Annotated in this window: 20 protein-coding genes; 4 read left to right on the top strand and 16 right to left on the bottom strand. The window is 72.2% G+C overall.

All coding sequences use genetic code 11. From position 1 onward, the window contains the following. Positions 1 to 18 precede the first annotated feature (18 nt). From C2L59_RS17995 to C2L59_RS17985, 3 genes are all read right to left on the bottom strand, one after another. Positions 19 to 1614, bottom strand: coding sequence for an acyl-CoA carboxylase subunit beta (locus C2L59_RS17995; protein ID WP_103350675.1), 1596 nt, complete (start codon positions 1612 to 1614; stop codon positions 19 to 21). Positions 1615 to 1710: 96 nt separating this feature from the next. After that, a complete protein-coding gene (locus C2L59_RS17990) occupies positions 1711 to 2976 on the bottom strand; it encodes a cytochrome P450 (RefSeq protein WP_103350674.1) in 1266 nt (421 codons plus the stop codon). A 173-nt stretch (positions 2977 to 3149) separates the two neighbouring features. After that, positions 3150 to 4316 (bottom strand): cytochrome P450, encoded by a 1167-nt coding sequence (locus tag C2L59_RS17985; protein ID WP_103350673.1) that lies wholly within the window; start codon positions 4314 to 4316, stop codon positions 3150 to 3152. A 222-nt stretch (positions 4317 to 4538) separates the two neighbouring features. Here C2L59_RS17985 and C2L59_RS17980 point away from each other — a divergent pair, with 222 nt between their 5' ends. Genes C2L59_RS17980 through surE form a run of 3 tightly spaced genes read left to right on the top strand, consistent with a single transcriptional unit; the run spans position 4539 to position 8150 of the window. After that, entirely contained in the window at positions 4539 to 5963 is a 1425-nt protein-coding gene (locus tag C2L59_RS17980; protein WP_103350672.1) for an NDP-hexose 2,3-dehydratase family protein, read from the top strand. A gap of 44 nt (positions 5964 to 6007) precedes the next feature. After that, positions 6008 to 7159, top strand: a complete 1152-nt coding sequence (locus C2L59_RS17975) for a glycosyltransferase (RefSeq protein ID WP_103350671.1) — start codon at positions 6008 to 6010, stop codon at positions 7157 to 7159. Positions 7160 to 7175: 16 nt separating this feature from the next. After that, complete coding sequence (surE, locus tag C2L59_RS17970; protein WP_103350670.1) at positions 7176 to 8150, top strand: 5'/3'-nucleotidase SurE; 975 nt, start codon at positions 7176 to 7178, stop codon at positions 8148 to 8150. Positions 8151 to 8211: 61 nt separating this feature from the next. Here the strand turns inward: surE and C2L59_RS17965 are convergent, their stop codons facing one another. Genes C2L59_RS17965 through C2L59_RS17950 form a run of 4 tightly spaced genes read right to left on the bottom strand, consistent with a single transcriptional unit; the run spans position 8212 to position 14086 of the window. Continuing rightward, positions 8212 to 8979, bottom strand: a complete 768-nt coding sequence (locus C2L59_RS17965) for a class I SAM-dependent methyltransferase (protein WP_103350669.1) — start codon at positions 8977 to 8979, stop codon at positions 8212 to 8214. Positions 8980 to 8997: 18 nt separating this feature from the next. Next, positions 8998 to 10062 carry an aldo/keto reductase gene (locus tag C2L59_RS17960; RefSeq protein ID WP_233223543.1) on the bottom strand — a complete coding sequence of 355 codons (1065 nt, stop codon included), beginning with the start codon at positions 10060 to 10062 and terminating at the stop codon, positions 8998 to 9000. Positions 10063 to 10094: 32 nt separating this feature from the next. Further along, complete coding sequence (locus C2L59_RS17955; RefSeq protein WP_103350668.1) at positions 10095 to 10853, bottom strand: NAD-dependent epimerase/dehydratase family protein; 759 nt, start codon at positions 10851 to 10853, stop codon at positions 10095 to 10097. Then, positions 10853 to 14086 carry a S41 family peptidase gene (locus C2L59_RS17950; protein ID WP_146060397.1) on the bottom strand — a complete coding sequence of 1078 codons (3234 nt, stop codon included), beginning with the start codon at positions 14084 to 14086 and terminating at the stop codon, positions 10853 to 10855. Before C2L59_RS17950 ends, C2L59_RS17955 begins: the two co-directional genes overlap by 1 nt. A gap of 157 nt (positions 14087 to 14243) precedes the next feature. Between C2L59_RS17950 and C2L59_RS17945 the strand changes: the two genes are divergently transcribed. Continuing rightward, a complete protein-coding gene (locus C2L59_RS17945; RefSeq protein ID WP_103350666.1) occupies positions 14244 to 15440 on the top strand; it encodes a cytochrome P450 in 1197 nt (398 codons plus the stop codon). Here C2L59_RS17945 and C2L59_RS17940 read toward each other — a convergent pair. From C2L59_RS17940 to C2L59_RS17900, 9 genes are all read right to left on the bottom strand, one after another. Next, positions 15430 to 16320 (bottom strand): ROK family protein, encoded by an 891-nt coding sequence (locus C2L59_RS17940; RefSeq protein WP_103350665.1) that lies wholly within the window; start codon positions 16318 to 16320, stop codon positions 15430 to 15432. The two genes, C2L59_RS17945 and C2L59_RS17940, sit on opposite strands and share 11 nt — an antisense overlap. A 5-nt stretch (positions 16321 to 16325) precedes the next feature. Then, positions 16326 to 17024 (bottom strand): HAD-IA family hydrolase, encoded by a 699-nt coding sequence (locus C2L59_RS17935; protein WP_103350664.1) that lies wholly within the window; start codon positions 17022 to 17024, stop codon positions 16326 to 16328. Between the two features lie 12 nt (positions 17025 to 17036). Beyond that, positions 17037 to 18110, bottom strand: a complete 1074-nt coding sequence (locus C2L59_RS17930; RefSeq protein ID WP_103350663.1) for a Gfo/Idh/MocA family protein — start codon at positions 18108 to 18110, stop codon at positions 17037 to 17039. Positions 18111 to 18183: 73 nt separating this feature from the next. Continuing rightward, positions 18184 to 19344, bottom strand: coding sequence for a 3-amino-5-hydroxybenzoate synthase (gene rifK / locus C2L59_RS17925; RefSeq protein WP_103350662.1), 1161 nt, complete (start codon positions 19342 to 19344; stop codon positions 18184 to 18186). A 316-nt stretch (positions 19345 to 19660) separates the two neighbouring features. Beyond that, positions 19661 to 20449 (bottom strand): shikimate dehydrogenase, encoded by a 789-nt coding sequence (locus tag C2L59_RS17920; RefSeq protein ID WP_103350661.1) that lies wholly within the window; start codon positions 20447 to 20449, stop codon positions 19661 to 19663. After that, on the bottom strand, positions 20446 to 21702 hold the full coding sequence (locus tag C2L59_RS17915; protein ID WP_103350660.1) for a 3-deoxy-7-phosphoheptulonate synthase: 1257 nt from the start codon (positions 21700 to 21702) through the stop codon (positions 20446 to 20448). The genes C2L59_RS17920 and C2L59_RS17915 overlap by 4 nt, the downstream gene beginning before the upstream one ends. Further along, a complete protein-coding gene (locus C2L59_RS17910; RefSeq protein WP_103350659.1) occupies positions 21699 to 22757 on the bottom strand; it encodes a 3-dehydroquinate synthase in 1059 nt (352 codons plus the stop codon). Before C2L59_RS17910 ends, C2L59_RS17915 begins: the two co-directional genes overlap by 4 nt. After that, positions 22754 to 22942 carry a hypothetical protein gene (locus C2L59_RS17905; protein WP_103350658.1) on the bottom strand — a complete coding sequence of 63 codons (189 nt, stop codon included), beginning with the start codon at positions 22940 to 22942 and terminating at the stop codon, positions 22754 to 22756. Before C2L59_RS17905 ends, C2L59_RS17910 begins: the two co-directional genes overlap by 4 nt. 18 nt (positions 22943 to 22960) lie before the next feature. Then, positions 22961 to 23743, bottom strand: coding sequence for an arylamine N-acetyltransferase (locus C2L59_RS17900; protein WP_103350657.1), 783 nt, complete (start codon positions 23741 to 23743; stop codon positions 22961 to 22963). Between the last annotated feature and the right edge of the window lie 6 nt (positions 23744 to 23749).

Here is a 23749-nt window from a genome sequence, read left to right as displayed (position 1 = left end):
ACGCCACATCGGGGTTTCTCAGAGCGGGATGTTGCCGTGCTTGCGGGGCAGCCGGAGGTCCCGCTTCCCCCGCAGGCTCTTCAGCGCCGTCGCCACGTACTCCCGGGTCTGTGACGGCTCGATGACGGCGTCGACGTAGCCGTGTTCGGCCGCCAGGTACGGGGTCAGGAGGGTTTCCTCGTACTCCTTGGCCAGCTTGGCGCGCAGCGCCTCCACGTCGGCGGACTGGCGGGCCGCCTCGGCGATCGTCTTGCGGTACAGCACGTCCGTCGCGTTGCTCGCGCCCATGACCGCGATCTGGGCGGTGGGCCAGGCGAAGTTGAGGTCGGCGCCGAGGTGCTTGGAGCCCATCACGTCGTAGGCGCCGCCGTACGCCTTGCGGATCACCACCGTGACCAGCGGGATCGACGCCTCGGCGTAGGCGTAGATGAGCTTGGCGCCCCGCCGGATGATGCCGTTCCACTCCTGCTCGGTGCCGGGCAGGAAACCGGGCACGTCGACGAAGGTCACCACCGGGACGTTGAACGCGTCGCAGGTGCGCACGAACCGGGCCGCCTTCTCGGACGCGTTGATGTCCAGGCAGCCGGCCAGCTGCAGCGGCTGGTTGGCCACGACACCGACGCTCTGCCCTTCGATCCGGGCGAAGCCGACGATGACGTTCGGTGCGTACAGCTCCTGCACCTCGTCGAGCTCGCCCTCGTCGACCACCGAACGCAGGACTTCCCGCATGTCGTAGGGCTGCGTCGCCAGGTTCGGGACCAGGGCGTCGAGGTCGGCGGCCGCCACGGACACGCCGCCGGGTGCGAACGTCGGCGGGTCGGCCAGGTTGTTGGACGGCAGGTACGACAGCAGCTGCTGGACGTACCCGATCGCGTCTTCGTCGCTGGCGCCGAGGTAGTGAGCGTTGCCCGAGCGCGTGTTGTTGGTCAGGCCGCCGCTCAGCTCCTCCATGCCCACCTGCTCGCCGGTCGCGCCGCGGATGACGTCCGGGCCGGTGAGGAACATGTGCGAGTTGCCGTCCACCATCACCACGAAGTCGGTCAGTGCGGGTGAATAGCAGGCGCCGCCGGCGCAGGAGCCGAGGATCAGCGAAATCTGCGGCACGATGCCCGACGTGCGCACGTTACGGCGGAAGATCTCGCCGTAGATCGCCTGCGCGACCACGCCTTCCTGCAGCCGGCCGCCCGCGCCGTCGTTGATGCCCACGATCGGCCGGCCGGTCTTGACCGCCAGGTCCATCACCTTGACGATCTTGCTGCCGTGCGCCTCGCCCAGCGAGCCGCCGAACACGCTGGCGTCCTGGCTGTAGACGCAGACCGGCCGCCCGTCCACCTCGCCGTACCCGGTGACGACGCCGTCGCCCAGCGGGCGGTTGTGCTCCAGGCCGAAGTTGACCGACCGGTGCCGGACGAACGCGTCGAGCTCCACGAACGTGCCGGGGTCGAGCAGCAGGTCGATGCGTTCCCGCGCGGTCAGCCGGCCGCGGGGGTGCTGGCGCTCGGCCGCCCGGACGGAGCCGTGCGCCACCACTTCTTCGGTGCGGCGGCGCAGTTCCTTGAGCCGGTCGGCGGTGGTGGTCGGCGCGGCGAAGCCGGTGCCCGGTCCGGAATCCATGATGCCTCCTCAGAACGTGGCGCCCCGGGACGGCCACGGGGGCGGGTGCCCCGGGGCACCCGCCCCCGGCGAGCTGCGCGGCTCGGGGCCGCGGCTTCAGGACGACGGCGTACCGAGCCGCACCGGGAGGTCCTTGGTGCGGGTGAACCCGGGCCGCAGGATCCACGGGACCTCGTCGCGGGGCACGGCCAGCGACAGGTCCGGGAACCGGGTGAACAGGCCGCGCAGCGCCACCTCCGCTTCGAGGTAGGCGACGTGCTGGCCGAGGCAGCGGTGGATGCCCTTGCCGAAACCGAGGTGGCTTTCGCTGCCGACGCCCAGCCGGTCGACGATCAGCTTCTCCGGCTCGGGGAACTTCCGCGGGTCGCTGTTCGCGCCCATGATCATCGGCACGACGGGCATCCCGCGCGGGATCAGCACCCCGCCCAGCTCGATGTCCTCGGTGCCGAACCGCGGCTGCCCGAACTGGATCGGGCCGAGGCGCTGCAGTTCACGCACGGCCTGCGCCCACATCGACGGGTCCGCCTGCAGCCGGGCGAGCTGGTCCGGGTGCTCCAGCAGGGCGAGCACCGAGTTCCCGATCAGGTAGGTCGTCGTCTGGTGCCCGGCCGTGACCAGGCTGAACAGGATCCCGACCAGCTCGTCGTCGGTGACGATGCCCGGGTCCTTCGTCTGCGCCTGGACGAGCGCGGTGACCAGGTCGTCCTTCGGCTCGGCGCGCCGGCGGGCGATCAGGGCGCGGGCGCCGTCGAGCGCCGCGCGGACCGCGCCGGGCAGCCGCTTGCCGTCGAGCGTCGCCATCGCGTCGCTCCACGTCTTCCAGATCGGCCGGTCCTCCTCGTCGACGCCGACCAGCTCGCAGATCACCTGGATCGGCAGCGGGTAGCAGTACGCCTGGACGAGGTCGATCGGCGAGCCGTCCTTCGTCGCCTCGGCGAGCTTGTCGAGCAGCTTCGCGGCGATTTCCTCGACGCGGGGCCGGAACTTGCTCACCCGGTGGTTGGTGAGCGCGTAGGAGACCAGCTTGCGCAGCCGCGAGTGGTCGTCGCCGTCGGAGGCGTTGATGAGGTTCTTCAGCCAGGGGATCAGCTCCTCCGGCATCTCCAGGTGCTCGAACACGCCGTTGCGGATGTCCTCGATGTCCGCGTCCTCGGGCGGGTTGGTGAGGAACCGCGGGTCGGTGAGGACGCTCTTGACGTGTTCGTAGCGGGCGGCCAGGAACATCGGCGGCCCGCCCATGAACCCGCCGATCTGCAGGGTCGGCGCCTCACGCACCCGGGCGTGCGCGCCCCACGGGTCGGCAATCACGTCGGGGGCGAACAGATCCACCTTTTCGGCCGAAGTCTCGGCGGTGCTGGTCATGAACCTCTCCTCGAGTCGGAATGCGGGCGGTTCGCCGGCCCGGGGCCGGAACGCGCCGAGGCCCGTTTTCGAACATAGGGAGACGGCACCCGGCGAACATCCCCCAACCTGATAGGGCCGCTGCGGTGCAAGCGGCTTTTCCGGCGTGGGCAAGCTGTGTTGCCCCGGAACAACTAGCGAAGGATGACCGGCAGCGACTGCAGGCCGGTGAAATCGGGCGAGGGCTGGGAAACCGGCGGGTGTTCCGGGTCCGTGCGCAGTTCCGGGTAGCGGTCGAACAGGATGTTCTGCGCGATCCGGCCCTCCAGCCGGCTCAGCGGCGTCCCCAGGCAGAAGTGCACGCCGTGGCCCCACGACAGGTGCAGCTTGTAGTCGCGGGTCGGGTCGAAGGCGTGCGGGTCGGCGAAGATGCGTTCCTCGCGGTTGGCCGCGCCGATCCACACCGACACCAAGCGGTCCTTCGGGATCTTGTGGCCGCTGAGTTCGGTGTCGGTCATGGTCGCCCGGATGATGCGCTGGAACGGCGGGTACATCCGCAGCGACTCCTCGATCGCGCCCGGCACCAGCTCGCGGTCCTCGCGGATCCGCTTGGCCTGCACCGGGTTGATGTCCAGCGCCAGCACGGTGTTGGCGAGCATCGACGCGGTGGTGACGTGCCCGGCGATCAGCAGCAGGTTGGCGAAGTTGACCACCTGGGCGTCGGTGAGCCGCTCGCCGTCCACCTCGGCCTGGACCAGCGCGGTGAGCAGGTCCTCCCGCGGGGTGCGCCGGCGTTCGGCGGTGTGCTCGGCCAGGTAGGCCCGCAGCTGCTGGATGTCGGCGACCCGCTGTTCCATCGCGGCCGCCACGTCCTCCAGCGCATCCTTGTCGCTGTTGAGGTGCTTGGTCATCAGCTGCTTGAACCAGACCCGGTCCGACCCCGGCACGCCGAGCATCTCGGCGATCACGATCACCGGCAGCGGGTAGGCGAGCGCCTCGACCAGGTCCATCCGGTCGCCGTTCTCGCCCTCGTCGAGCAGCTGGTGGGTCAGCGCTTCGATGCGCCCGTCCAGGTTGTCGATCATCCGCGGGGTGAACCCGCGGTTGACGATGCTGCGCAGCTGGGTGTGCTCGGGCGGGTCGAGCCGCACCATGTTCCCGTCGGTCAGTTCCGTCGCGAACTTGAACTTGGTCGGCATCAGGCGCTGGGAATTGCTGGAAAACGTCGCCGGATCCATCATGACCGTCAGCGCGTCGTCGTACCCGTACACGTGGTGGATACGCGTTTCCTCGTCGTACCGGACCTTCGCGGGCGGCACTTCCCCGCGCATCCAGACGTGCTGCTCGTGTGTCTCGAACACCGGTCTCCCTAGGTTCGCGCGGTTGTGCTCGGCCTGACAGTTACTTACCGGGAGCACCGGTGACCGCGGAATCCCTCAGGCTGGTCGTTCGCTCTCCGCAACCGGGTGCCGCTATCAGAACGGGGGATGTCCGGCCGGAGACGGCCGCCCTAGCCTACGGACGACTCATGCGGGCCGACAGCGGCTTGATCCCACGGTCGAAGGAAAAGAGGGCGCGCGCCGATGTCCACTGCCGGGCTGCTGACCACGACCGACGACGACCTGCTGCGCCGGTTCACCGAGTCGGCCAACACCCACGACCGGGTCGTGGTCCCGACCCCCGCGTTCCACGAGTGGTTCGCCGAACGCCAGGCGGCCAACAGCTACCAGGTCACCCAGGTCCCGTTCGAAGAGCTGGCCGGCTGGCGGTTCCAGCCGGACTCCGGGAACCTCGTGCACGACAGCGGCCGGTTCTTCGCGGTCGAAGGACTCGCGGTGCACACCGACCACAGCGAGCGCGCGCACTGGACGCAGCCGATCATCCGGCAGCCGGAGACCGGCATCCTCGGCATCCTCGTCAAGGAGTTCAACGGCGTCCTGCACTGCCTGATGCAGGCCAAGATGGAGCCGGGCAACGTCAACCTGACCCAGCTCTCCCCCACGCTGCAGGCCACCCGCAGCAACTACACCCGGGTGCACAAGGGAAAGCCCATCCCGTACCTGGAGTACTTCACCGCCCCGTGGCGCGGCCGGGTGCTGGTCGACGTGCTGCAGTCCGAGCAGGGCGCGTGGTTCCTGCACAAGCGCAACCGCAACATGGTCATCGAGGTCACCGACGACATCCCGGTGCTCGAGGACTTCTGCTGGCTGACCCTGGCGCAGCTGCACGAGCTGCTGCAGGTCGACAACCTGGTCAACATGGACTCGCGGACCGTGCTTTCGGGCATTCCGTTCGCCGCGCCGGTCGACCGGCCGTCGGTCCTCGACGAGGACTCGTTCCGCGGCTCGCTCCTGCGGTCGCTGGCCGAGCGCAAGGGCGCGCTGCACGAGCTGCCGTCGGTGCTCAGCTGGTTCACCGAGGCCAAGACGAAGCACAGCCTGGACCAGCAGCGGATCCCGCTCAACCAGGTGAACGGCTGGCACTCCGCGGAAAAGCACATCAGCCACGACGAGGGCAAGTACTTCTCGGTGATCGGCGTCGACGTCCAGGCGAGCAACCGCGAGGTGGCGCACTGGACGCAGCCGATGCTGGCGCCGGTCGGCCGCGGACTGCTCGCCTTCCTGGCCAAGCGGATCGGCGGCGTGCTGCACGTGCTCGTGCAGGCGCGCACCCAGGCGGGCACGTTCGACGTCATCGAGATGGCCCCGACCGTGCACTGCACGCCGGAGAACTACGCCGGCGCCGAGCCGCCGCGGTACCTGCGCAACGTCCTCGACGCCCCGCCCGAGGCGGTCATGCACGACGTCGTGCACTCGGAGGAGGGCGGGCGCTTCCACCACGCGGAGAACCGCTACCTGGTGGTCGAAGTGGGCGAGGAGTTTCCGGTCGAGGTGCCGCCGGACTACATCTGGATGACCGCGCGGCAGGCCACGAACCTGGTGCGGTACAGCAACTACTTCAACGTCGAGGCGCGCAGCCTGCTGACGGGCCTGCACACGCTGTGGTGAACACGCCACCGTCCATTGCGGACGGATTGTAGCCAGGAGGACACTTGAAGGTCATCGTGCTCGCCGGGATCACCCCGTCGACGTTCTTCGCCCACGTTTCGCTCGCCACGGCCCTGCGCGACGCGGGGCACCAGGTGATGGTGACCGCGGCCGCCGACGACGTCGTCCCGGCCATCGCCGCGGCCGGCCTGCCCGCCGTGCCGGTCATGCAGCCGAACCTGACCCGCGAGCAGATCCGCGCCGAACACGGCCTGGCGGAGGTGCCGGCGGACGCCGTCGAGCGCGAGCACTGGGCGGGCCGGTTGTTCGCGGTGATCGAAACCCTGCCGATGGACAGCCTGGTGGCGTTCGGCGAAAGCTGGCGCCCGGACGTGGTCATCGGCGGCATGCTGGCCTACGGCGCTCCCCTGCTGGCCGCGCGGCTCGGCGTCCCGTACGTCCGGCAGGCGTGGGACATCCACGACCCGAAGCTGTTCGACGCCGGGGCGACGGCCCAGCTGCGCACGGAGCTGGCCGAGCTGGGGCTGGACGCGCTGCCCGAACCCGACCTGCTGGTCGAGGTCATGCCGCCGAGCCTGCGGGAACCGGGGTCGAAGCACGGGCAGATGATGCGGTGGATCGCGGGCAACTCGCAGTGCCGCCTGGAACCGTGGATGTACACCAAGGGCGCGGCCACCCGGGTCGGCATCACCGTCGGGACGGGCGTGGCGGACTACCACCAGTACGACTTCGTCCAGGGCATCGTCAAGAACGTCACCACGCTCGACGTGGAGGCGGCGGTGGCGGTGCCCGAGGAGGCCGTTCCGACGCTGCGGGAGCGTCTGGACGACAAGAACGTCGAGGTGGGCTGGATCCCGCTCGACATCCTCGCGCCGACCTGCGACGTCCTCGTGCACCAGAGCGGCGGCAGCACCATGATGACGGCGCTGAGCTTCGGCGTGCCGCAGGTGCTGCTGCCGGACGCCGGGCAGTTCCGCCAGATGGACATGGCCCGCCGGCTCGTCGAAGCCGGCGCCGCGGTGCTGCTCACGCACGAGCAGGCCACGACCGAGGCGATCGCCGAAAAGTGCCAGGAGATCATTTCCGACCCCCGTTACGCCGCGGCCGCGGCGGGCCTGGCGCGCGAGATCGCCGCGCTGCCCCTGCCGTCCGAAGTGGTCCGGCGCATCGAATGGCTCGTGCACGCACACAACTGATCGGAAGAGGAGGACGATGCTGTCCAAAGTTCTGCGGGTCGCGGCCGCCGCGGCGGTAATCACGGCGGTGGCGGTACCCGCACAGGCCAGCGCGCGGGAAGACGGGGTGTCGCTGGCCGGCAAGAAGATCGTGCTGGTCAACGACGACGGCGTGCAGGCCGCGAAGGCCAACGGATCCGACGGCCGCGGGCTCTACGTGCTCCGGCAGGCCCTGTGCCGCGCCGGCGCGAACGTGGCGGTCGTCGGGCCGTGGGCGCAGCAGAGCGGCAAGAGCCGGGCGGTGTCGGGGGCGCCCTTCGTCGCCGTGGCCCCGCCACTGGCCGTGCCGGCCGAGTTCGCGGCCGACTGCGCGAGCGCGCCCGGCCACGGCCTGGTGCTGGGCGTCTGCCAGGGCACGGCCCCGTGCGTGGCGGACAGCCCGTCGGTCACGCCGGCGGATTCGGTCGACATCGCGCTGACCGGCGTGCTCCCGCAGCGCCTCGGCTGGACGAGCGGCCCGGACCTGGTCGTCTCGGGCATCAACTCCGGCCCGAACACGGACATCGCGGTCAACGGCTCCGGCACGATCGGCGCGGCGACGGTCGCGGTCGAGCGCGGTGTGCCCGCGGTGGCGGTCAGCGCGGGCACGCAGGTCTCGCCCCCGCCGTCGAACGACACGTACGCGGCCGCGGCCGACGTCGTGGTCCGGCTGCTGGCTTCGCCCCGGACGTGGACGTTCGTGAAGGACATGGCTTTGGTGAACGTCAACCAGCCGGACGTCCAGCCGGGCGCGGGACCGTCGCCGGTGCGCTGGACGTCGGTGGGCCAGGTGGTCCAGGGCCGGATCGCGTACACGCCCAACGGCGACGGGACGTACCAGATCGGGTACAACGCGGTGACGCCGCCGCCGGTCCTCGAGCCGGGCAGTGACACGAAGGCGCTGCTGGACGGGTACGTGAGCGTGTCGGCGGTGGATGTGAACCGGACTTACCGGGGGACGTTGAGCCGCTGAGTCCCACGCCGAAAGGGCGCGCCGCGATTGCTCGCGGCGCGCCCTTTCGGCGTTTCGGTGGCTACTCGCCCCACTTGGCGTAGATCACCGGCTGCTCGCGGTGCGGCAGCTGCCGCAGCTTCAGGTTCTCCAATCCCAGCGTCTCGCGCAGCGCCTTCGTCACTCCAGGCCACCGCGGGTGGCCGAGCTCGTCGAACGCCAGGATGCTGCCTCGGGTCAGGTGCGGCCGGATCGCTTCGAACACGTCGCGCGTCGGCTCGTAGAGGTCCAGGTCGAAGAACGCCATCCCGATCACCGTTTCGGGGTTCTCCTCCAGGTACCGCGGTACCGTCTCGCGGACGTCGCCCTGGACCACGAACGTGCGCTGGACGTGCGAAACCGGGTCGCCTGCTTCGTGCGCGGCGAGCACCTCGCGCAGGTGGTCCACCTCGTCCTCGGGGACGGCGAAGCGACCCACCGCCGCGCTCGGGCTGACTTCGTCCACTTCGGACAGGTCCGGGAATCCCGTGAACGTGTCGAAACCGATGATCCGGCGGAAGGAGTTGTACGGCTCGTGGATGCCGCGCAACGCCGCCAGGGTCGCCAGGTGCCGGCCGTGCAGGACACCGAACTCCATGATCACGCCGGGGAGGTCGACGAGCTCGCGGTAGAGCGCGTCCATCGTCAGCAGGTCGGCGAGCTGGTGGCGGCGCAGGTACACCGGGAGGTTGTCGATCAGGTACACCGGCGGCATCGGCGTCTCGGTCAGCAGCTTCGTGAGGCGCTCGCGGACCTCCTTCTCCACCGGGGACTCGTGCGGCAGGATCCGCGGGTTCTTGTGTTCGGACATCGTCTTTCCTCTCGAGCGTCAGGACATCCAGGCTTGCGGCGCGGGTCCGCCCTTGCCGGCCGGGGGGAACAGGGCGTCGAGGCGGGCGGTCTCCGGCTCGGACAGGGGTGCGCCCAGTGCGTCGATCGCGCCGTCGATGTGGTCTTCCGTGCGGGGGCCGATGACCACGCCGGTCACCCCGGGGCGGGACAGCACCCACGACACCCCCACCTCGGACGGCTCGCGGCCGATCTCGCGGCAGAACCGCTCGTACTCGGCGATGGTGTCGCGCCACTCGTCCAGTGCGGGGACCGCGCGGCCCTGCGCGGACTTCACCGCGGTGCCGTCGGCCAGTTTCCGGAGGACGCCGCTGAGCAGCCCGCCGTGCAGCGGGGACCAGGCGTACACCGCGATGCCGTACGCCTGCGCCGCGGGCAGCACCTCCAGTTCCGGGAACCGGGTCACCAGGTTGTAGCCGCACTGCTCGGCCACCACGCCGAGGAACTGCCGGCTGCGGGCCGTTTCCTGGGCCGCCGCGAGGTTCCAGCCCGCGAAGTTGGACGAGCCCACGTACCGGACCTTGCCTTGGCCGACGAGCTGCTCCATCGCCTGCCAAACCTCGTCCCAGCTGCTCGTGGCGTCGGCCAGGTGCATCTGGTACAGGTCGATCCAGTCCGTGCCCAGCCGCCGCAGCGACGCCTCGCAGGCGGCCACGATGTGCCGGGCGGACAGGCCGCGTTCGTTGGGGCCGGGGCCCATTTCGTTGCCGACCTTGGTGGCCAGCACGACGTCGTCGCGCCGGGACGGGCTCGCCGCCAGCCACCGGCCGATGACCTCCTCGGTGTATCCTTTGTAGACACGCCAGCCGTACATGTTCGCGGTGTCCACGAAGTTGATGCCCCGGGCGAACGCGTGGTCCAGCAGCCGGTGCGATTCCAGCTCCTCGACCCGGCCGCCGAAGTTCACCGTTCCCAGTGCGAGCCGGCTGACCCGCAGGCCGGTCCGGCCGAGCTGCGTGTAGAACCGGTCGGGTTCGCCCGGCGTGCCGAGCCGGTCCAGGAGGATTTCACCGGGCTGTCGCTGGGCTTCGACGACGAATGTCATGGGGAACGTCCCTGGGGGTCGGGGGTGGGTGCTCAGCCGGTCGCGGCCGGCGTGCCGGCGTACTCCCGGCCGTACTTGGCCAGCACGCGCCGGACGTAGTCCTCGCCGCCGAGCCGGGCGGCTTCCGGCACGAGCCGGCGCAGCCGGTCCACGGACACCGGCTGGCTCGCCACCTCGCTGACGTATTCGCGTTCCGCCCGCAGCCCGAGGTCGGCTTCGAGGTGGTCCACGATCCGCTCGATCGGCGCGGCCGTCCCGGTGGCGACGTTGACGACCGTGCGGACGGCCCCGGTGGCGAGCAGCCGGTCCACGACGTCGACCAAGTCGTCGACGTCGATGAGGTCGCGCCGCGCGCCGCGGTAGAGCCGGACCGCCCCCGACTCGAGCTGCCGCACGAGGCTGGGCACCAGCATCCGGGCGTGCTGGGCCGGGCCGACGACGTGCGCCAGCCGGAGGGCGAGGTAGTCGGCGCGGGAGGCGGCGAGCACCGCTTCCAGCGCCAGGTTGTGCCGGCCGTAGGCGGTCGAGGGGAACACCGGCCCGTCTTCCCGGCCCGGTTCCCCGGGCACCGCGTACATCGCCGCCGAAGCGGTGGAGAAGAACACGAGCCGCTCCTGCCGCCGCTCGCAGCGGTCGATCAGCTCGTACAGCCGGGTGGCTTCCCTGGCGAAATCCGCTTCGGGGATCCCGGCCGCGACCGACACGCCGAACGCGGCGACGACGACCCCCGGGTGGGAGTCCGCGAGCGCCGCGAAGCTGCGGGCGAGGAAGCCGCTTCCGACGACCTCCATCAGGGCTCCTTCGTCCCGGCGGCCCGCGGCAGGCGGCCGCCGGTGGGCGGGCCGGCGGCCGGCGGTACCGGGTAGCCGTCGCGCTGCAGGGATTCGAGGACGAGGTCGATCGCCGTGTCGAGCTGCGGATCGCGGTCCGCGGCCCAGTCCTGCGGCGTGATCTCCACTTCGACGTCGGGTGTCACGCCGTGGCCGTCCAGCCAGCCGGGCCCGTCCCACCACTTCGACACCGTCGGCTGAGAGACCCGCGAGCCGTCCAGGAGGGCCTGATCGGGCGGGATCGAGCCGGTCATCGAGCCGTGCGTCCGGGTGCCCACGAGTGTCGCGGCGCCCAGCAGCTGCAGCGAAACGACGAGGTTTTCCGGGCCGCAGGTGGTGAACTCGTCGACGAGCACCACGACCGGGCCGCGGACCGTGTCGTACGGCCAGGTGTAGGGCTGGGCGAACCGCGGGTGGTGCCAGCCGGTGACCCGCCGGGTGAGCAGGTCGAGCAGCGGGTGGAGGTCACCGCCGTGGTTGCCCCGCAGGTCCAGGATCAGGCCGGTCCGGTCGAGCTCGACGCCCAGGTCGCGGTTGAGGTCCGCCCACCCGGCCGCCACCATGTCGATGATCCGCAGGTAGCCGGCGCGCCCGCCGGTCCGCTCGGCCACCCGGGCGCGGCGGCGGACGGTCAGGTCGTGGTGGCGCAGCCGGCCCTCGTGGGGGGTCGGCACGACGACCAGGCGGAACTCGGCGTCGTCGCGGCGCACGGTCAGCTTGACCTGCTTGCCGGCTTTCCCGGCCAGCTGCGGCATCGGCCCGTACGCCGGGTCCACGGGCACGCCGTCGACGGCGGTGATGACGTCGCCGGGCCGGGCCGTCATGCCGGGTCCGGTCAGCGGGGTGCGGTGCATGATCGAGGAGGTGTCCCCGGTGAGCAGCCGCTCGATCCGCCAGCCGTCGCCGGCCGTCGGCGCGAGGTCCGCGCCGAGGTAGCCGGGCGGCGGCGCGGGCCGGCCCTGGCCGCCGATGAAGAACACGCCGACGTGCGAGACGCTCAGCTCGCCGTGCATCTCCATGATGACGTCGAACAGGTCGTGGCTGCAGCCGATCCGGTCCAGCAGCTTCCGGTACCGGGCCCCGATCGATGGCCAGTCGACGCCGTCGACGTCGGCGCGCCAGTACCGGTCCCGCATCAGCCGCCAGGACTCGTCGAACATCTGGCCCCACTCGGCGGCCGGGTCGGTCTCCACCCGGATCGCGTCGAGGTCGACGACGAGTTCGTCGCCGCCGCCGAGCGGCTTCACGTGCACGGTGCCACCGGCCCGGTACGCCAGCCGGCCGCCGTCCGCGGTGACCGAGTACCCGCCGGCGGCCTTGTCGAGCAGCGTCGGGCGGCTCGCGTCCGCGAGCCGGTAGCCCACCAGCCGCGGCTGCGGGGGCGGGCCGGGTGCGTGCCGGGTCGCTTCCCCGAGCACGCCGTGGGTGGGCCGGTCCAGCCAGGCCACGCCGCCGTCGATCGCGACCAGGGATTCGTACGTGCCCGCCTCGACCGGGAAGGGCACCACCCGCTCGGGCAGGCCGTCGAGGTCCACCGCGACGGGGTTGCTCGCGGCCGGTACGTCCTCCGGCCAGCCGCCGTGGCTCGCGTCGAACGGCGACGGCGCCCGCCCGTCGAGCGGCACCAGGTGCGGCCGCACGCCCGGGACGAACCCGGACTGCTGCAGCTGCCCGTTGAGGTTCGGGCCGGTCGGGTCGAGCGTGCCGGCGGACAGGAAAGCGAGGTAGCGGCCGTCCCGGGTGAAGACCGGAGAGCCGTCCTGGAACCGGCCGCGGGTGACGTCGGCGATCCGGCCGTCCGCCAGCCGGGCGAGCCGGATCCGGGTGCGCCCACCGCCACGGGACGCCGCCGGCTGCGCCCAGGCGAGCAGGTCGGAACCGGGCGAGAAGGCGAGGCCGGCGCCGGGGCCGTGGTCGTGGTCGGTGCGGGCCAGCTCGGTGAGCGCGCCGGTGGCCAGGTCCACGGTCAGCACCCGCACATCGGTGACGACGGCGGCGGTCCGCCCGTCGGGCGCGACGGCGAGTTCGCGGACCCGGCCCAGCTGCCCGTGGGCCAGCCGCCGGGCCGGGGAACCGTCCTGGGCGAGGACGTCGATGCCCTCTTCGCCGCCCTGGTCGCTGACGCAGACGACGGTCGCGGCGTCCGCGGTGACGACGGGCAGCCGCGCCCGCGCGCCCGGGACGTCGAGCACCGGCCGGGGCTCGCCGCCCCCGGCCGGCAGCAGGTGCAGGGTGCCGCGCACCTCGGCGACCAGGTGCCGGCCCGCCGGGTCGAGCGCGAAGCCGCCCGTCGCCTGCGCCCCGGACCAGGTGCGCGGGAGCCGGCCGCGGCCCGCGTCCGCCAGCCGGATCTGCAGCTCGACGGGGTTTGCCTCGCCCGGCGCCAGCAGGAAGAGGCGGCCGGACTGCTCGTAGACGACGTGACTGCCGTCCGAAGTCGCGTTGCGCGCGTAGAACTCGCCGAGTTCGCCGTGCCGCCGCAGGTCCGAGCCGTCGACCTCGGCGGAGTAGAGCGCGCCGACGCCCTCGTGGTCGGACAGGAACGCCATCCGCGAGCCGGCCCAGACCGGGTTGGTCACGTTGCCGCCGAGGGACCGCAGCACCGGCTCGAAGGTCTTGCCGTCCGGCGAGAACCACAGCTTCCCGGCGCAACCGCCGCGGTAGCGCTTCCAGTAGACGGGCTCGAACACCGTCATCGTGCCGACCAGCTGGGCGCCGTCGGCGCGCACCGCGAGCTCCGCGGCGGGCCCGCACGGCACCTCGCGCGGCGGCCCCGCCACCGGCACGGCGAACATCCAGGCGCGGCGGTCGGCCGCGCGGCCGTAGCCGGACCGGGCCAGCACCTCGGTGTCGGACAGCCAGCCGCAGGTGGCGGTGTTGCGGTCGGCCCAGTGCGTCAACTGCTGCGGACGCCCGCCGTCGAGCTCGGTGTACCAGACCTCGCGCGAGCCGCCGCGCAACGCCACCGTGTTGCCACCCGTCACCGACGTCCACGCGAGCCGCGTCGCCGAGGGGTTCAGCCGCGGCAGCGACACGCGCGCGCCACCCGGACCGGCGTCCTCGACCACGCACCGCGCCGTCGCGGTCCCCGCGAGGGCCTCCGCCACCGACGTCAGCCACACCCGATCCTCGGCCACGAAGGTCAGCACGTCACCGGCAACGTGGGGGTGCCTCAGGTAAGTGTCAGCAGTCACCTCCGGCACGCTAGGGCAGACGTGATCGCGCGGGCATCCCTCGATCTGATAGCGCCCACGCCTACCAGCTTGCAGGATGCTCGGCGCGGCGCCGCTTCCCTAACGTGGGCGCGAAACACGACCCAGCGCGCGCTTTTCCGCCCGGAAGGGACGGCCCATGACCGCCACCGAGGAACCCGTGACCGAGATCGCCGCCTTCCCCCAGGACCGGACCTGCCCGTACCAGCCGCCGTCGGGCTACCGGGCCGCGGCCGGGCACGGCCCGGTTTCCCAGCTGGAGCTGTACGACGGCCGGGTGGTCTGGGGGGTCACCGGCCACCTCGAGGCGCGCCGGCTGCTGGCCGACGCCCGCCTGTCCACCGACCGCCGGAACCCGGCTTTTCCGGCGACGACCGAGGTGGTCGGCCGCATCCGCAACCGGCTCACCCCGCCGCTGGTGGGCGTGGACGACCCGGTGCACAAGGTGCAGCGCGGTCGGCTGATCCCGAGCTTCACGCACCGGCGGATCACCGCCCTGCGCCCCCGCATCCACGAGATCGCCGGGCGGGTGCTCGACACGCTCGTCGAGAAGGGGCCGCCCGGGGACCTGGTCACCGACTTCGCGCAGCCGCTGCCGTCGATGGTGATGTGCCACCTGCTGGGCGTGCCGTACGAGGACCACGACCACTTCGAAGCGTGCACGACCCGGATGCTGTCGGGCGAAAACCCGGCGATCGCGATGGGGGAACTCCGGACCTACCTGCTCGCACTGGCCGGCGAGAACCGGCACAAGCTGAACGAGGGGTTGTTCGGCGACCTCGTCGAGGCGCCGGAGGGCGAGGTGTCCCGCGCCGACCTGGTCGACCTGACGGTGGTCATCCTCGGCGCCGGCTTCGAAACCACGGCCAGCATGCTTTCCCTCGGCATCTTCACGTTGCTGGACAACCCGGAGCGGCTCGCGGAGCTGCGTGCGGACCCGTCGCTGTGGGGCGCGGCCGGCGAGGAGCTGCTGCGCTACACCTCTATCACCGACGGCATCACGCGCGTGGCCACCGAGGACATCGAGATCGGCGGGGTCACCATCCGCAAGGACGACGGCATCATCTTCCTGACGTCGGTGCTCAACCGCCACGAGGACGTCCGCGAAGACCCCGACGTCCTGGACTGGCACCGCCCGACCCGCAACCACATCGCGTTCGGCTTCGGCGCGCACCAGTGCCTCGGCCAGAACCTGGCCCGCATCATCCAGGAAGTCGCGCTGCAGGACCTGTTCGACCGCCTGCCGGACCTGCGCCTGGCGACCGCGGCGGAGGAAATCCCGTTCCGGCCGGGTGCGGCGGTTCAGGGCATGCTCAAGCTGCCGGTCACCTGGTAGCGATCAGGCGGGCGAGGGACACCGCGCCGCGCAGGGAAGACAGTCCTCCCAGCGCGGCCGGTGCCGCCGGCAACGGCCGCTGACCAGGCCGGGCGAACTCGGTGAGGTGCTCGGAGACCCAGCCCACGAGCTCGGGGATGCCCGCCGCGAACCCGCCGCCCAGGATGACGCGGTCCGGGTGCACCAGCTCCTGGACGCTCGTCACCGCGGCGGCCAGGGCGCGGGCGGTCCGGCGGACCGCGCTCACGGCCCACGGCTGCCCGTCACCCAAGGCGTGCCGGAGGTCGTCGAACGACACCGCCGCGCCACGCAGACGAGCGGCACTGTCCAAAGTGGCCGGTCCCGAAGCGATGGCCTGCAGGCAGCCTCGGCGGCCGCAGACGCAGGGCGGCCCGTCCAGCTCGACGACGACGTGGCCGAGCTCGAACGAGCCGCGGGCGGAGCCGGGGCACGGTTCGCCGTGCAGGACCAGGCCGCCGCCCACGCCCGTGCCCACCCCGACGTAGAGCAGGTTGTCGCACTCCGCGGCGCGGGCCTCGGCGAGCGCGCCGAGGTCGCCGTCGTCCGCCCAGGCGACGGCCGCTTCGGGAAACAGCCCCCGCAGCGCCGGATCCAGGGCCAGACCCGTCCATTCCGGACGGCTGGGCCACGCGGCGATCCGGCCGTCCGGCCCGATCGTGCCGGGCATGGCGACACCCACCGCGCGCAGCGGCGCGGGCAGCCGGGCCCGCAGCTCGGCCACGTGCCCGGCGAGCTGGACGAGGTCCCGGGCGACGCTGTGCCGCGGCGCCCAGCCGAACGCCGATTCGTCGGCCGGCCCGCCGTCGGTCTCGGCCCGGAAGGCGACCTTCGTGCCGCCGACGTCGATCCCGAGGTACACGGGCCTCAGCGAACGGCCAGCGAGGGGCACATGGCGAGCAGGTCGGCCGGGCGCCGCAGCACCACGTCGGGACCGGCCGCAAGCAGCTCGCCCACGTCGTCCGGGGGCGCCCACAGGGCGGCGGCCGAAGCGACTCCCGCGCCCTGCGCGCTGGCCAGGTCGGTCGGCGCGTCGCCGACCATGATGGCCCGCTCGGCCGGCACGTCCAGCAGCCGCAGCGCCTCCAGCACCATGTCCGGCGCCGGCTTGGGCCGGGCGACCTCGTCGGAGCCGATCACGTGCGCGAAGAACGGGAGCAGGCCGAGGCTGTCGAGCAGCGAACGCGCCCGCGGGCCGCTCTTGCCGGTGGCGATGGCCAGTTTCAGCCCGCGCGTGCGCAGGGTCAGCAGCAGTTCGACGACACCGTCGAAGACCGTCACCTGGTCGGCGAGGCGGTAGCTCTCGCGGACGAACGGTTCCTCCATCGCGAGCGGCAGGTCCATGATCCGCATGATGTCGGGGAAGTAGCGGCCGAGGTGGCGCCGGTACTCCTCGAACGGCGCCGGTCCGTCCCCGACGACTTCGGCGTAGGCGATGGCGAAGGCTTCACTCATCACCGCGAAGCTGTCGACGACGACCCCGTCGAGGTCGAAGATGACCGCGTGCCGGGCCGGCACCGAGGGATCGGCCTCGGTGTCCGGCCGTTCGACGATCGGGAAAGCCATGGAGCACCCTCTCTACTGGTACGCGGGCACCGGGCGCGGATCGCGCGCCGACCGGGCCGAGGCGTAGAAGTTTTCGATCATCCGGACGATCGGCCGGGCCTCGGCCACGGCGACGCCGCGGTTGCCGGGGTCGGCCAGCCGCGCGGCGAGCCCGTCCAGCTGCCGCCGGTACTCGGCGCCGATCGGCTCCGCGGGCAGCGTGATGGGGGTGGTGGTGCCCTCGCTGGTCAGCACCAGCTCGGGGGCGGGCTGCCGGTTGGGGCTGAAGCCGAACGTGCACCGCAGTTCCGCGACGCCGGCGCTGCCTTCGACGCGGATCAGGGTGACGTCCCGGGCCTCGTGCGAGGCCCAGCTGGCCCGCAGCGAAACGGAGACGCCGTCGTCCCGCACGAGGAACCCGCGGGCGGTGTCCTCGACGTCGGCGGCATCGGCGCCGGTGGAGTCCTTGCGCCAGGCCGCGCTCCACGAGCCGACGTTGACGAAGTCGTCCGACGTCGCCCCGGTCACCTGCGTGAACCGGCCGGGGCCGAGCAGGTGCGCGAGTGTGTCGAGCAGGTGCCAGCCGAGGTCGAACAGCACCCCGCCGCCGGCCTTGTCGCGCTGGGTGAACCAGCCGGCCCGCGGCACGCCGCGCGAGCGGACCCAGGCCAGGTCGACGTGCCGGACGTCGCCGAGGTCCGGCACGAGCTGCGCGAGCGTCCGGACGTCGGCGCGGTAGCGGGCGGCGCTGCCGGCCAGCAGCATCCCGCCGCTGCGCTCGGCGGCGGCCAGGACGTCGACCTCGGCCGAGGTCAGGCACACGGGTTTCTCGAGGAAGACCGGGATCCCGGTGGCCATCAGGGCCCCGGCGACCTCGGCGTGCAGGTGGTTGGGGACCGCGACGACCGCCAGGTCGACGTCCCGGGCACTGAGCGCTTCCACGCCCGCGTGCACGACGACACCGGCCGTCTTGGCGAAGGCCGCCCGCGACGCCGGGTCGGCGTCGACGGCGGCGACCACCTCGAAGTCCGCGTGCTCGCGCAGCAGCGGCAGCCACAGTTCCCGGCCGGCCCAGCCGAGCCCGACCACGGCGACCCGGACACTCATGCGCACGCCTCGCCGACGCTCGACGCGGCCTGAGCGGCGAACGCAGTGTTGAATGATTCACGCGCAGGCTCGCTCATGCCAACGCCACCGCCTCGGCGATGATCTCGGCCGTCGCGTGCATCTCGGCCTCCCCGGCCAGCAGGGTGCGGTGGTGCAGCCACACGCAGTCCTGGCTGATGGCTTCGGTGTTGGGGCAGCGCTTCGCGACCGCGTCGAGGCTCTCGTCCGGCGCGCCGATCTCCCAGAACGCGTCCGTGCGGTAGATCGCGCGGAAGCCGGCGAACGCGGGCAGGCCGGCCTCGACGAGCCGGGCGACCAGCGCGTTGCGCCGCTCCTCGGTGATCCCGGGAATGCGGAACATGGCCATGTAGTGCGAGTTGCGGTCGGCGCGCGGGTCGTCGCCCTGCGGGACGACGCCGTCGATCTGCCCGAGCAGCCGGGACAGCAGGGCCCAGCGCTCGTCGCGGAGCGCGATCTGGTCGTCGAGGCGGCTCAGCTGCGCGCGCAGCACGGACGCCGAGAACTCGTTGAGCCGCATGTTGGAGCCGGCGATCAGGTGCAGGTACCGGGTGTCGTTCTTCGGACGGCCGCAGCTGTGCCGGAGGAACGCGCGCTCGTGCATCTCCTTCTCCGGGAAGAGCACGGCACCGCCTTCGCCCGCCGTCATCAGCTTGCCGTTCTGGAAGCTGAACGTCGCCACCGTGCCGAGCTCGCCGACGCGCTTGCCCTGCCAGCGGGCGCCGTGCGCGTGCGCGGCGTCCTGGAGGATCTGCACGCCGGTGTCGGCCGACAGCTTCGCCAGCGCGTCCATGTCGGCCATCAGGCCGGCCATGTGCACCGGCATGATCACCTTGGTGCGCGGGGTGATCGCGTCCGCGGCGGCCGCGACGTCGATGCAGTAGGTGTCCGGGTCGACGTCGACCGGGACCGCGACCGCGCCGAGCCGCTGGGCGGCCTGGGACGAGGAGATGAAGGTGAAGGCGGGCACGATGACCTCGGTGCCCGGCCCGACGTCCATGCACTGGAGGGCGAGCTCGAGCGCGTGCGTGCCGTTGGTGACCGCGAGCGCGTGCTCGGCACCGTGGTGGTCGGCGAACTCACGCTCGAAGGAGTTGACCTCGTCGCCGCCCATCCGCCACCACAGGCCCTGCTCCAGCGCCCGGATCAGGCCTTCCCGCTCGGCCTCGTCGTAGTGCGGCCACTGGGGGAACACCGGTGCCTGTCGCGCGTTCATGTCTCTCCGATTCTCCATCAGTCGAACCTCTTCACCAAAGACCGAACAAAGCGCGGTACGAGTCCAAGAGGCATTGCAGAACGAGGTCCACCGCATTCGTACCGGCCACGGGCGTCCGCTCGGCGACACGGCGGTCGCCGAAGTCGCTTTCCAGGTGTTTCACCAGTGCATTCCACGCGGCTTCGTCGTACTCGACCGGCTGCGGGAGTTCTGCAGGCTGTCGCGCATCCATATTTCTCCGAATCTTCGCCCGGTTCCCAAAATATGGCGGCGCCCAGCCGGGCCGCATCCCCCGGCCTGGTAGTAGTCCGGCCGGTCACGGCAAACCGAAAAAGGCCCGGTAGGAGTCCAGTTGCCCGTCGAGCATGTGCATTCCGTAATGGACGGGATGGCCGCGTTCCGCCGCTTCGCGCAACAGCCGCGTTTCCCGGGGTTTCATGATGATGTCGGCCACCACGCAGCCCGGTGGCAGGCGGTCCGGCCGGACCGGCAGCGGATCGCCCGGGGCCAGCCCGAGCGGGGTGGCGTTCACGACGATGGCGGCCCCGCCGGTGTCCGGTTCGGCCGAGGTGGCGGTCCGGCCCGGCCAGTGCGCGTCCAGGCGGTCGCGCAGGGCGTGCAGCTTCGCGGTGTCCGGGTCGCACACGGAAAGCCGCTCGACGCCGGCGTCGAGCAGGGCGGCCGCGATCGCACTGCCCGCGCCGCCCGCGCCGACGAGCGCCACCCGTTCGCCGGCGGGGTCGTGGCCCGCCCCCGCGAGCCCGGCCACGAAGCCGAGGCCGTCGAAGTTCTCCGCGTACCAGCTGCCGTCCGCTTCCCGCCGCAGCGCGTTGGCGCTGCCGGTGATCTCCACCATCGGGCTGCGGCGGCCGGCGAGCCCGGCGGCGGCCGCCTTGTGCGGCACCGTGACGAAGATGCCGTCGAGGTTGCCGATGGCCTGCAGGCCGCCGACGACCCGGGCTAGGTCCGCGGGTTTCGCGTGCACCGGCACGAGGACCGCGTCGACGCCCAGCCGCGCGAACAGCGGGTTCAGCAGCCCCGGCGACTGGACCTGGGTGACCGGATCGCCCAGCACGACGTACAGCCGGGTGGTCCCGCTGATCACCGGACCTCCACCCGCTTGCCGCACAACAGGTCCGCGACCAGGTGGGCGAGCTGGATCGACTGGCCGGCGTTGAGCCGCGGGTCGCAGGCCGTCCGGTAGCGGGCGGGCAGGTCGGCCTCGGCGACGCCCGGGGCGCCGCCGAGGCATTCGGTCACGTCCTCGCCGGTCACCTCGACGTGGATGCCGCCGGGGTGGGTGCCGAGGTCGCGGTGCACCTCGAAGAAGCCGGCGAGCTCGTCGAGCACGTCGTCGAAGTGCCGGGTCTTGTACCCGTTGCCCGACCGGCGGGTGTTGCCGTGCATCGGGTCGCACTGCCAGATCACCTCGTGCCCGGAGGCGGCCACCTTCTCCACGAGCGGCGGCAGCACGTCCCGTACCAGGTCGTGCCCCATCCGGCTGACCAGCGTCAGCCGGCCCGGCGTGCGGTGCGGGTCGAGCCGCTCCACGTACTCGACGGCCAGCTCGGGCGTGACGCTCGGCCCGAGCTTGAGGCCGATCGGGTTGGACAGCAGCTCCGCGAAGGCGAGGTGGGCCCCGTCGAGCTGGCGGGTGCGCTCCCCGATCCACAGGAAGTGCGCCAGCCCGCTCGACACCCGCAGCTCCGGGCCACCTTCGTCCGCCCACAGCACGGCCCGCTCGTAGTCGAGCAGGAGCAGCTCGTGGCTGACGTGGACGTCGTCCGCGCCGAACTTGCGGACCAGGTCCATCGCTTCGAGCGCGTGGCCGTGGGCGCGGAGCATCCGGCGAGGGTCGGGGGTCCGGGCGGCGGGTGTCGGGTCCGGTGCGTTGACGATGTCGCCGCGGTAGACCGGCAGCCCCAGTGCGTCGACCGTGTTCGACCGGGGTTTGGCGTACTGCCCGGCCATCCGGGCGATCTTGACCACCGGCAGGCCGGCCGTGTCCGCGAGCACGTCGGCCATCTCCGCCAGCAGCAGCAGGTTGGCGCGCAGGTGGGTCTCGGTGTTGCCCGCGAACGTCTCCGCGCAGTCGCCGCCCTGCAGCAGGAACGCCTCGCCGCGGGCGACCGACGCGAGCTGCGCCGCCAGCCGGGCCGTCTCCTCCGGCGCGACGATCGGCTCGGCCTCGTGCAGCAGCCCGGCCACCCGGGCCGCCCGCACCGGGTCCGGCCAGCTCGGCTGCTGCGCGGCGGGCCGCGCCAGTGCCTCGTCCAGCCTGCGGCCCAGCGCCCGGTCCACCGCGCGGCGGTGGATCGGGCCGCCGGGCTCGGCAGGTCCGTGCAGCAGCCGCCTCATGCCGGCGCCGAATCGGTGGCCGGGACCAGGTCCGTCAGCCGGGCGCGGGGCAGCTCGCCGAGGACGCGCGCCACGAGTTCCGGCGACACGTCGCTGACCAGCTCCGCGCCCCGGGGCCCGTCCAGCACGAAGGCGAGCCCGGTGACCGCCTTCTTGTCCCGGTGCATCTGCCGGATCAGGACCGCCGGATCGACGCCTTCGGGCAGCGCGGTGGGCAGCCCGTAGTGCTCGACGACGGCCCGGTGTTCGTCCACTCCGGACTGGTCGATGCGGCCGAGCGCACCCGCCAGCCGGCCGGCGAAGACGGTGCCGATGGCCACCGCCTCGCCGTGCCGCAGCGCGAAGTCCGTCGCGATCTCCAGGGCGTGCCCGAGGGTGTGGCCGTAGTTGAGCAGGTGCCGCAGCCCGGTGTCCCGCTCGTCCTGGGCCACGATCCCCGCCTTGAGCGTGACGCTGGCGGCGATCTGCTCCGGCAGCGTCCGCCCGCGCAGGTCCGGCGCGCCGATGAAGTGGCAGCGGGCGATCTCGCCGAGGCCGTTGAGCACCTCCCGCCGCGGCAGGGTGCTCAGGTAGTCCGTGTCGCACAGAACCGCGCTGGGCTGCCAGTACGCGCCGACGAGGTTCTTGCCCGCCGGCAGGTTCACCGCGGTCTTCCCGCCGACGCTGGCGTCCACCTGGGCGAGCAGGGTCGTCGGCAGGTGGACCACGGCGACGCCCCGGTGGTACAGCGCGGCGGCGAGCCCGGCGACGTCCGTGGTCGTGCCGCCGCCGCAGGAGACGACGACGTCAGAGCGGGTCAGCCCGAACCGCGCGAACTCGCCGCACAGGTCCTCTACTGTGGACAGCCGCTTGTCCGGCTCGCCGTCGCGCGCGGGCAGCAGCAGCGTCTCGACGCCGGTGTCCGGCACCCAGCCGGCCGGCCGGGCCGACACGACCGCCGCCCGCCGGGCGCCGAGCCGCCGGACGACCCCGGCCAGCGAGTGCCGCACGCCGGGACCGACGAGCACGTCGTAGGACCGCTCGCCGAGGCGGACCGGAATCGTGGTGGTGCTCACGGTGCCTTCTCCCGCGGCTCCGGCACGGTCCGGTACGGCAGGTCGGCGATCCGGGCCACCGGCTCGCTGCCGTGGTGGAGGTATTCGCCGCCGTAGAAGAAATTGAGGTACGGGATGTAGTGGTGCGCGTACGCGGCCCTGCAGAGGCCGGCGAACTTCGCCAGCAGGCCGTTCCTGTCCGTCATCGTCGTCCCTTCCCCGGTTCAGCCGAGCTCGCCGGACAGCACGCGGTCGATCAGCGTCCGGTGCTCGTCGTCGTCGGTGATCGTGCGCACCTGCTCGCGGCCGTCCCGGACCGTCAGGTACCGGCGCTGCCGCAGGAACACCTGGCCGTTCGCGAACGCCCGGCCGCACAGGACCTCCTGCAGGTCGGTTCGGGCGGTGTCCCCGACGAGGGCCCGGAAGTTGTCCTCCAGCTCCTTCCAGTCGCTCCACTGGCGGGGCTGCGTCGTGAACGTGTAGACGACGCTCCAGCGGGTGACCGCGCCCCGGCGTTGCAGCGCGTACCCGGAATCCCGTTCCACCAGCCGGAACTGGCTCCCGTACTGGGTCTGCACGCCCGCGCCGACCGGCAGCGGCTCGAGGTAGGTCGGGCCGGGGTAGCCGACGTCGGCCAGCCATTCGCGGCCGTCCAGGGTGACCAGGTTGAACATGTGCTCGACGTCGGTCCCGAAGGTCTCGCGGCCCTCGGTGGTGCTGCCGGCGAGCGGCGAGACGTCGTAGCCCAGCTCGGTCAGCAGTCGGTGGAACAGCCGGTTCAGGTGGTAGCAGGCACCCCCCTTCCCCTGGACGATGCTGGTTTCGAAGACGGCGTCCTCGTCCAGGTCGACGACGTCGGTCGCGTCCCGCAGCCCGTAGGCGACACTGCTGTACGGAATCGCCATGAGGTGGCTCTTCTGCAGCCTCCGCAGCGTTTCCAGGTCGGCGCCGGTGACTCCGGCGCAGCCGATCCGCCGCAGGTAGGTACTCACGTCGAACACGTTCACCACCTT

The sequence above is a fragment of the Amycolatopsis sp. CA-128772 genome, assembly GCF_002904295.1.
In the GTDB taxonomy this organism is placed as follows: domain Bacteria; phylum Actinomycetota; class Actinomycetes; order Mycobacteriales; family Pseudonocardiaceae; genus Amycolatopsis.
The sequence above is the reverse complement of the archived record's forward strand: the minus strand, read 5'-3'. Positions and strand labels throughout refer to the sequence as shown.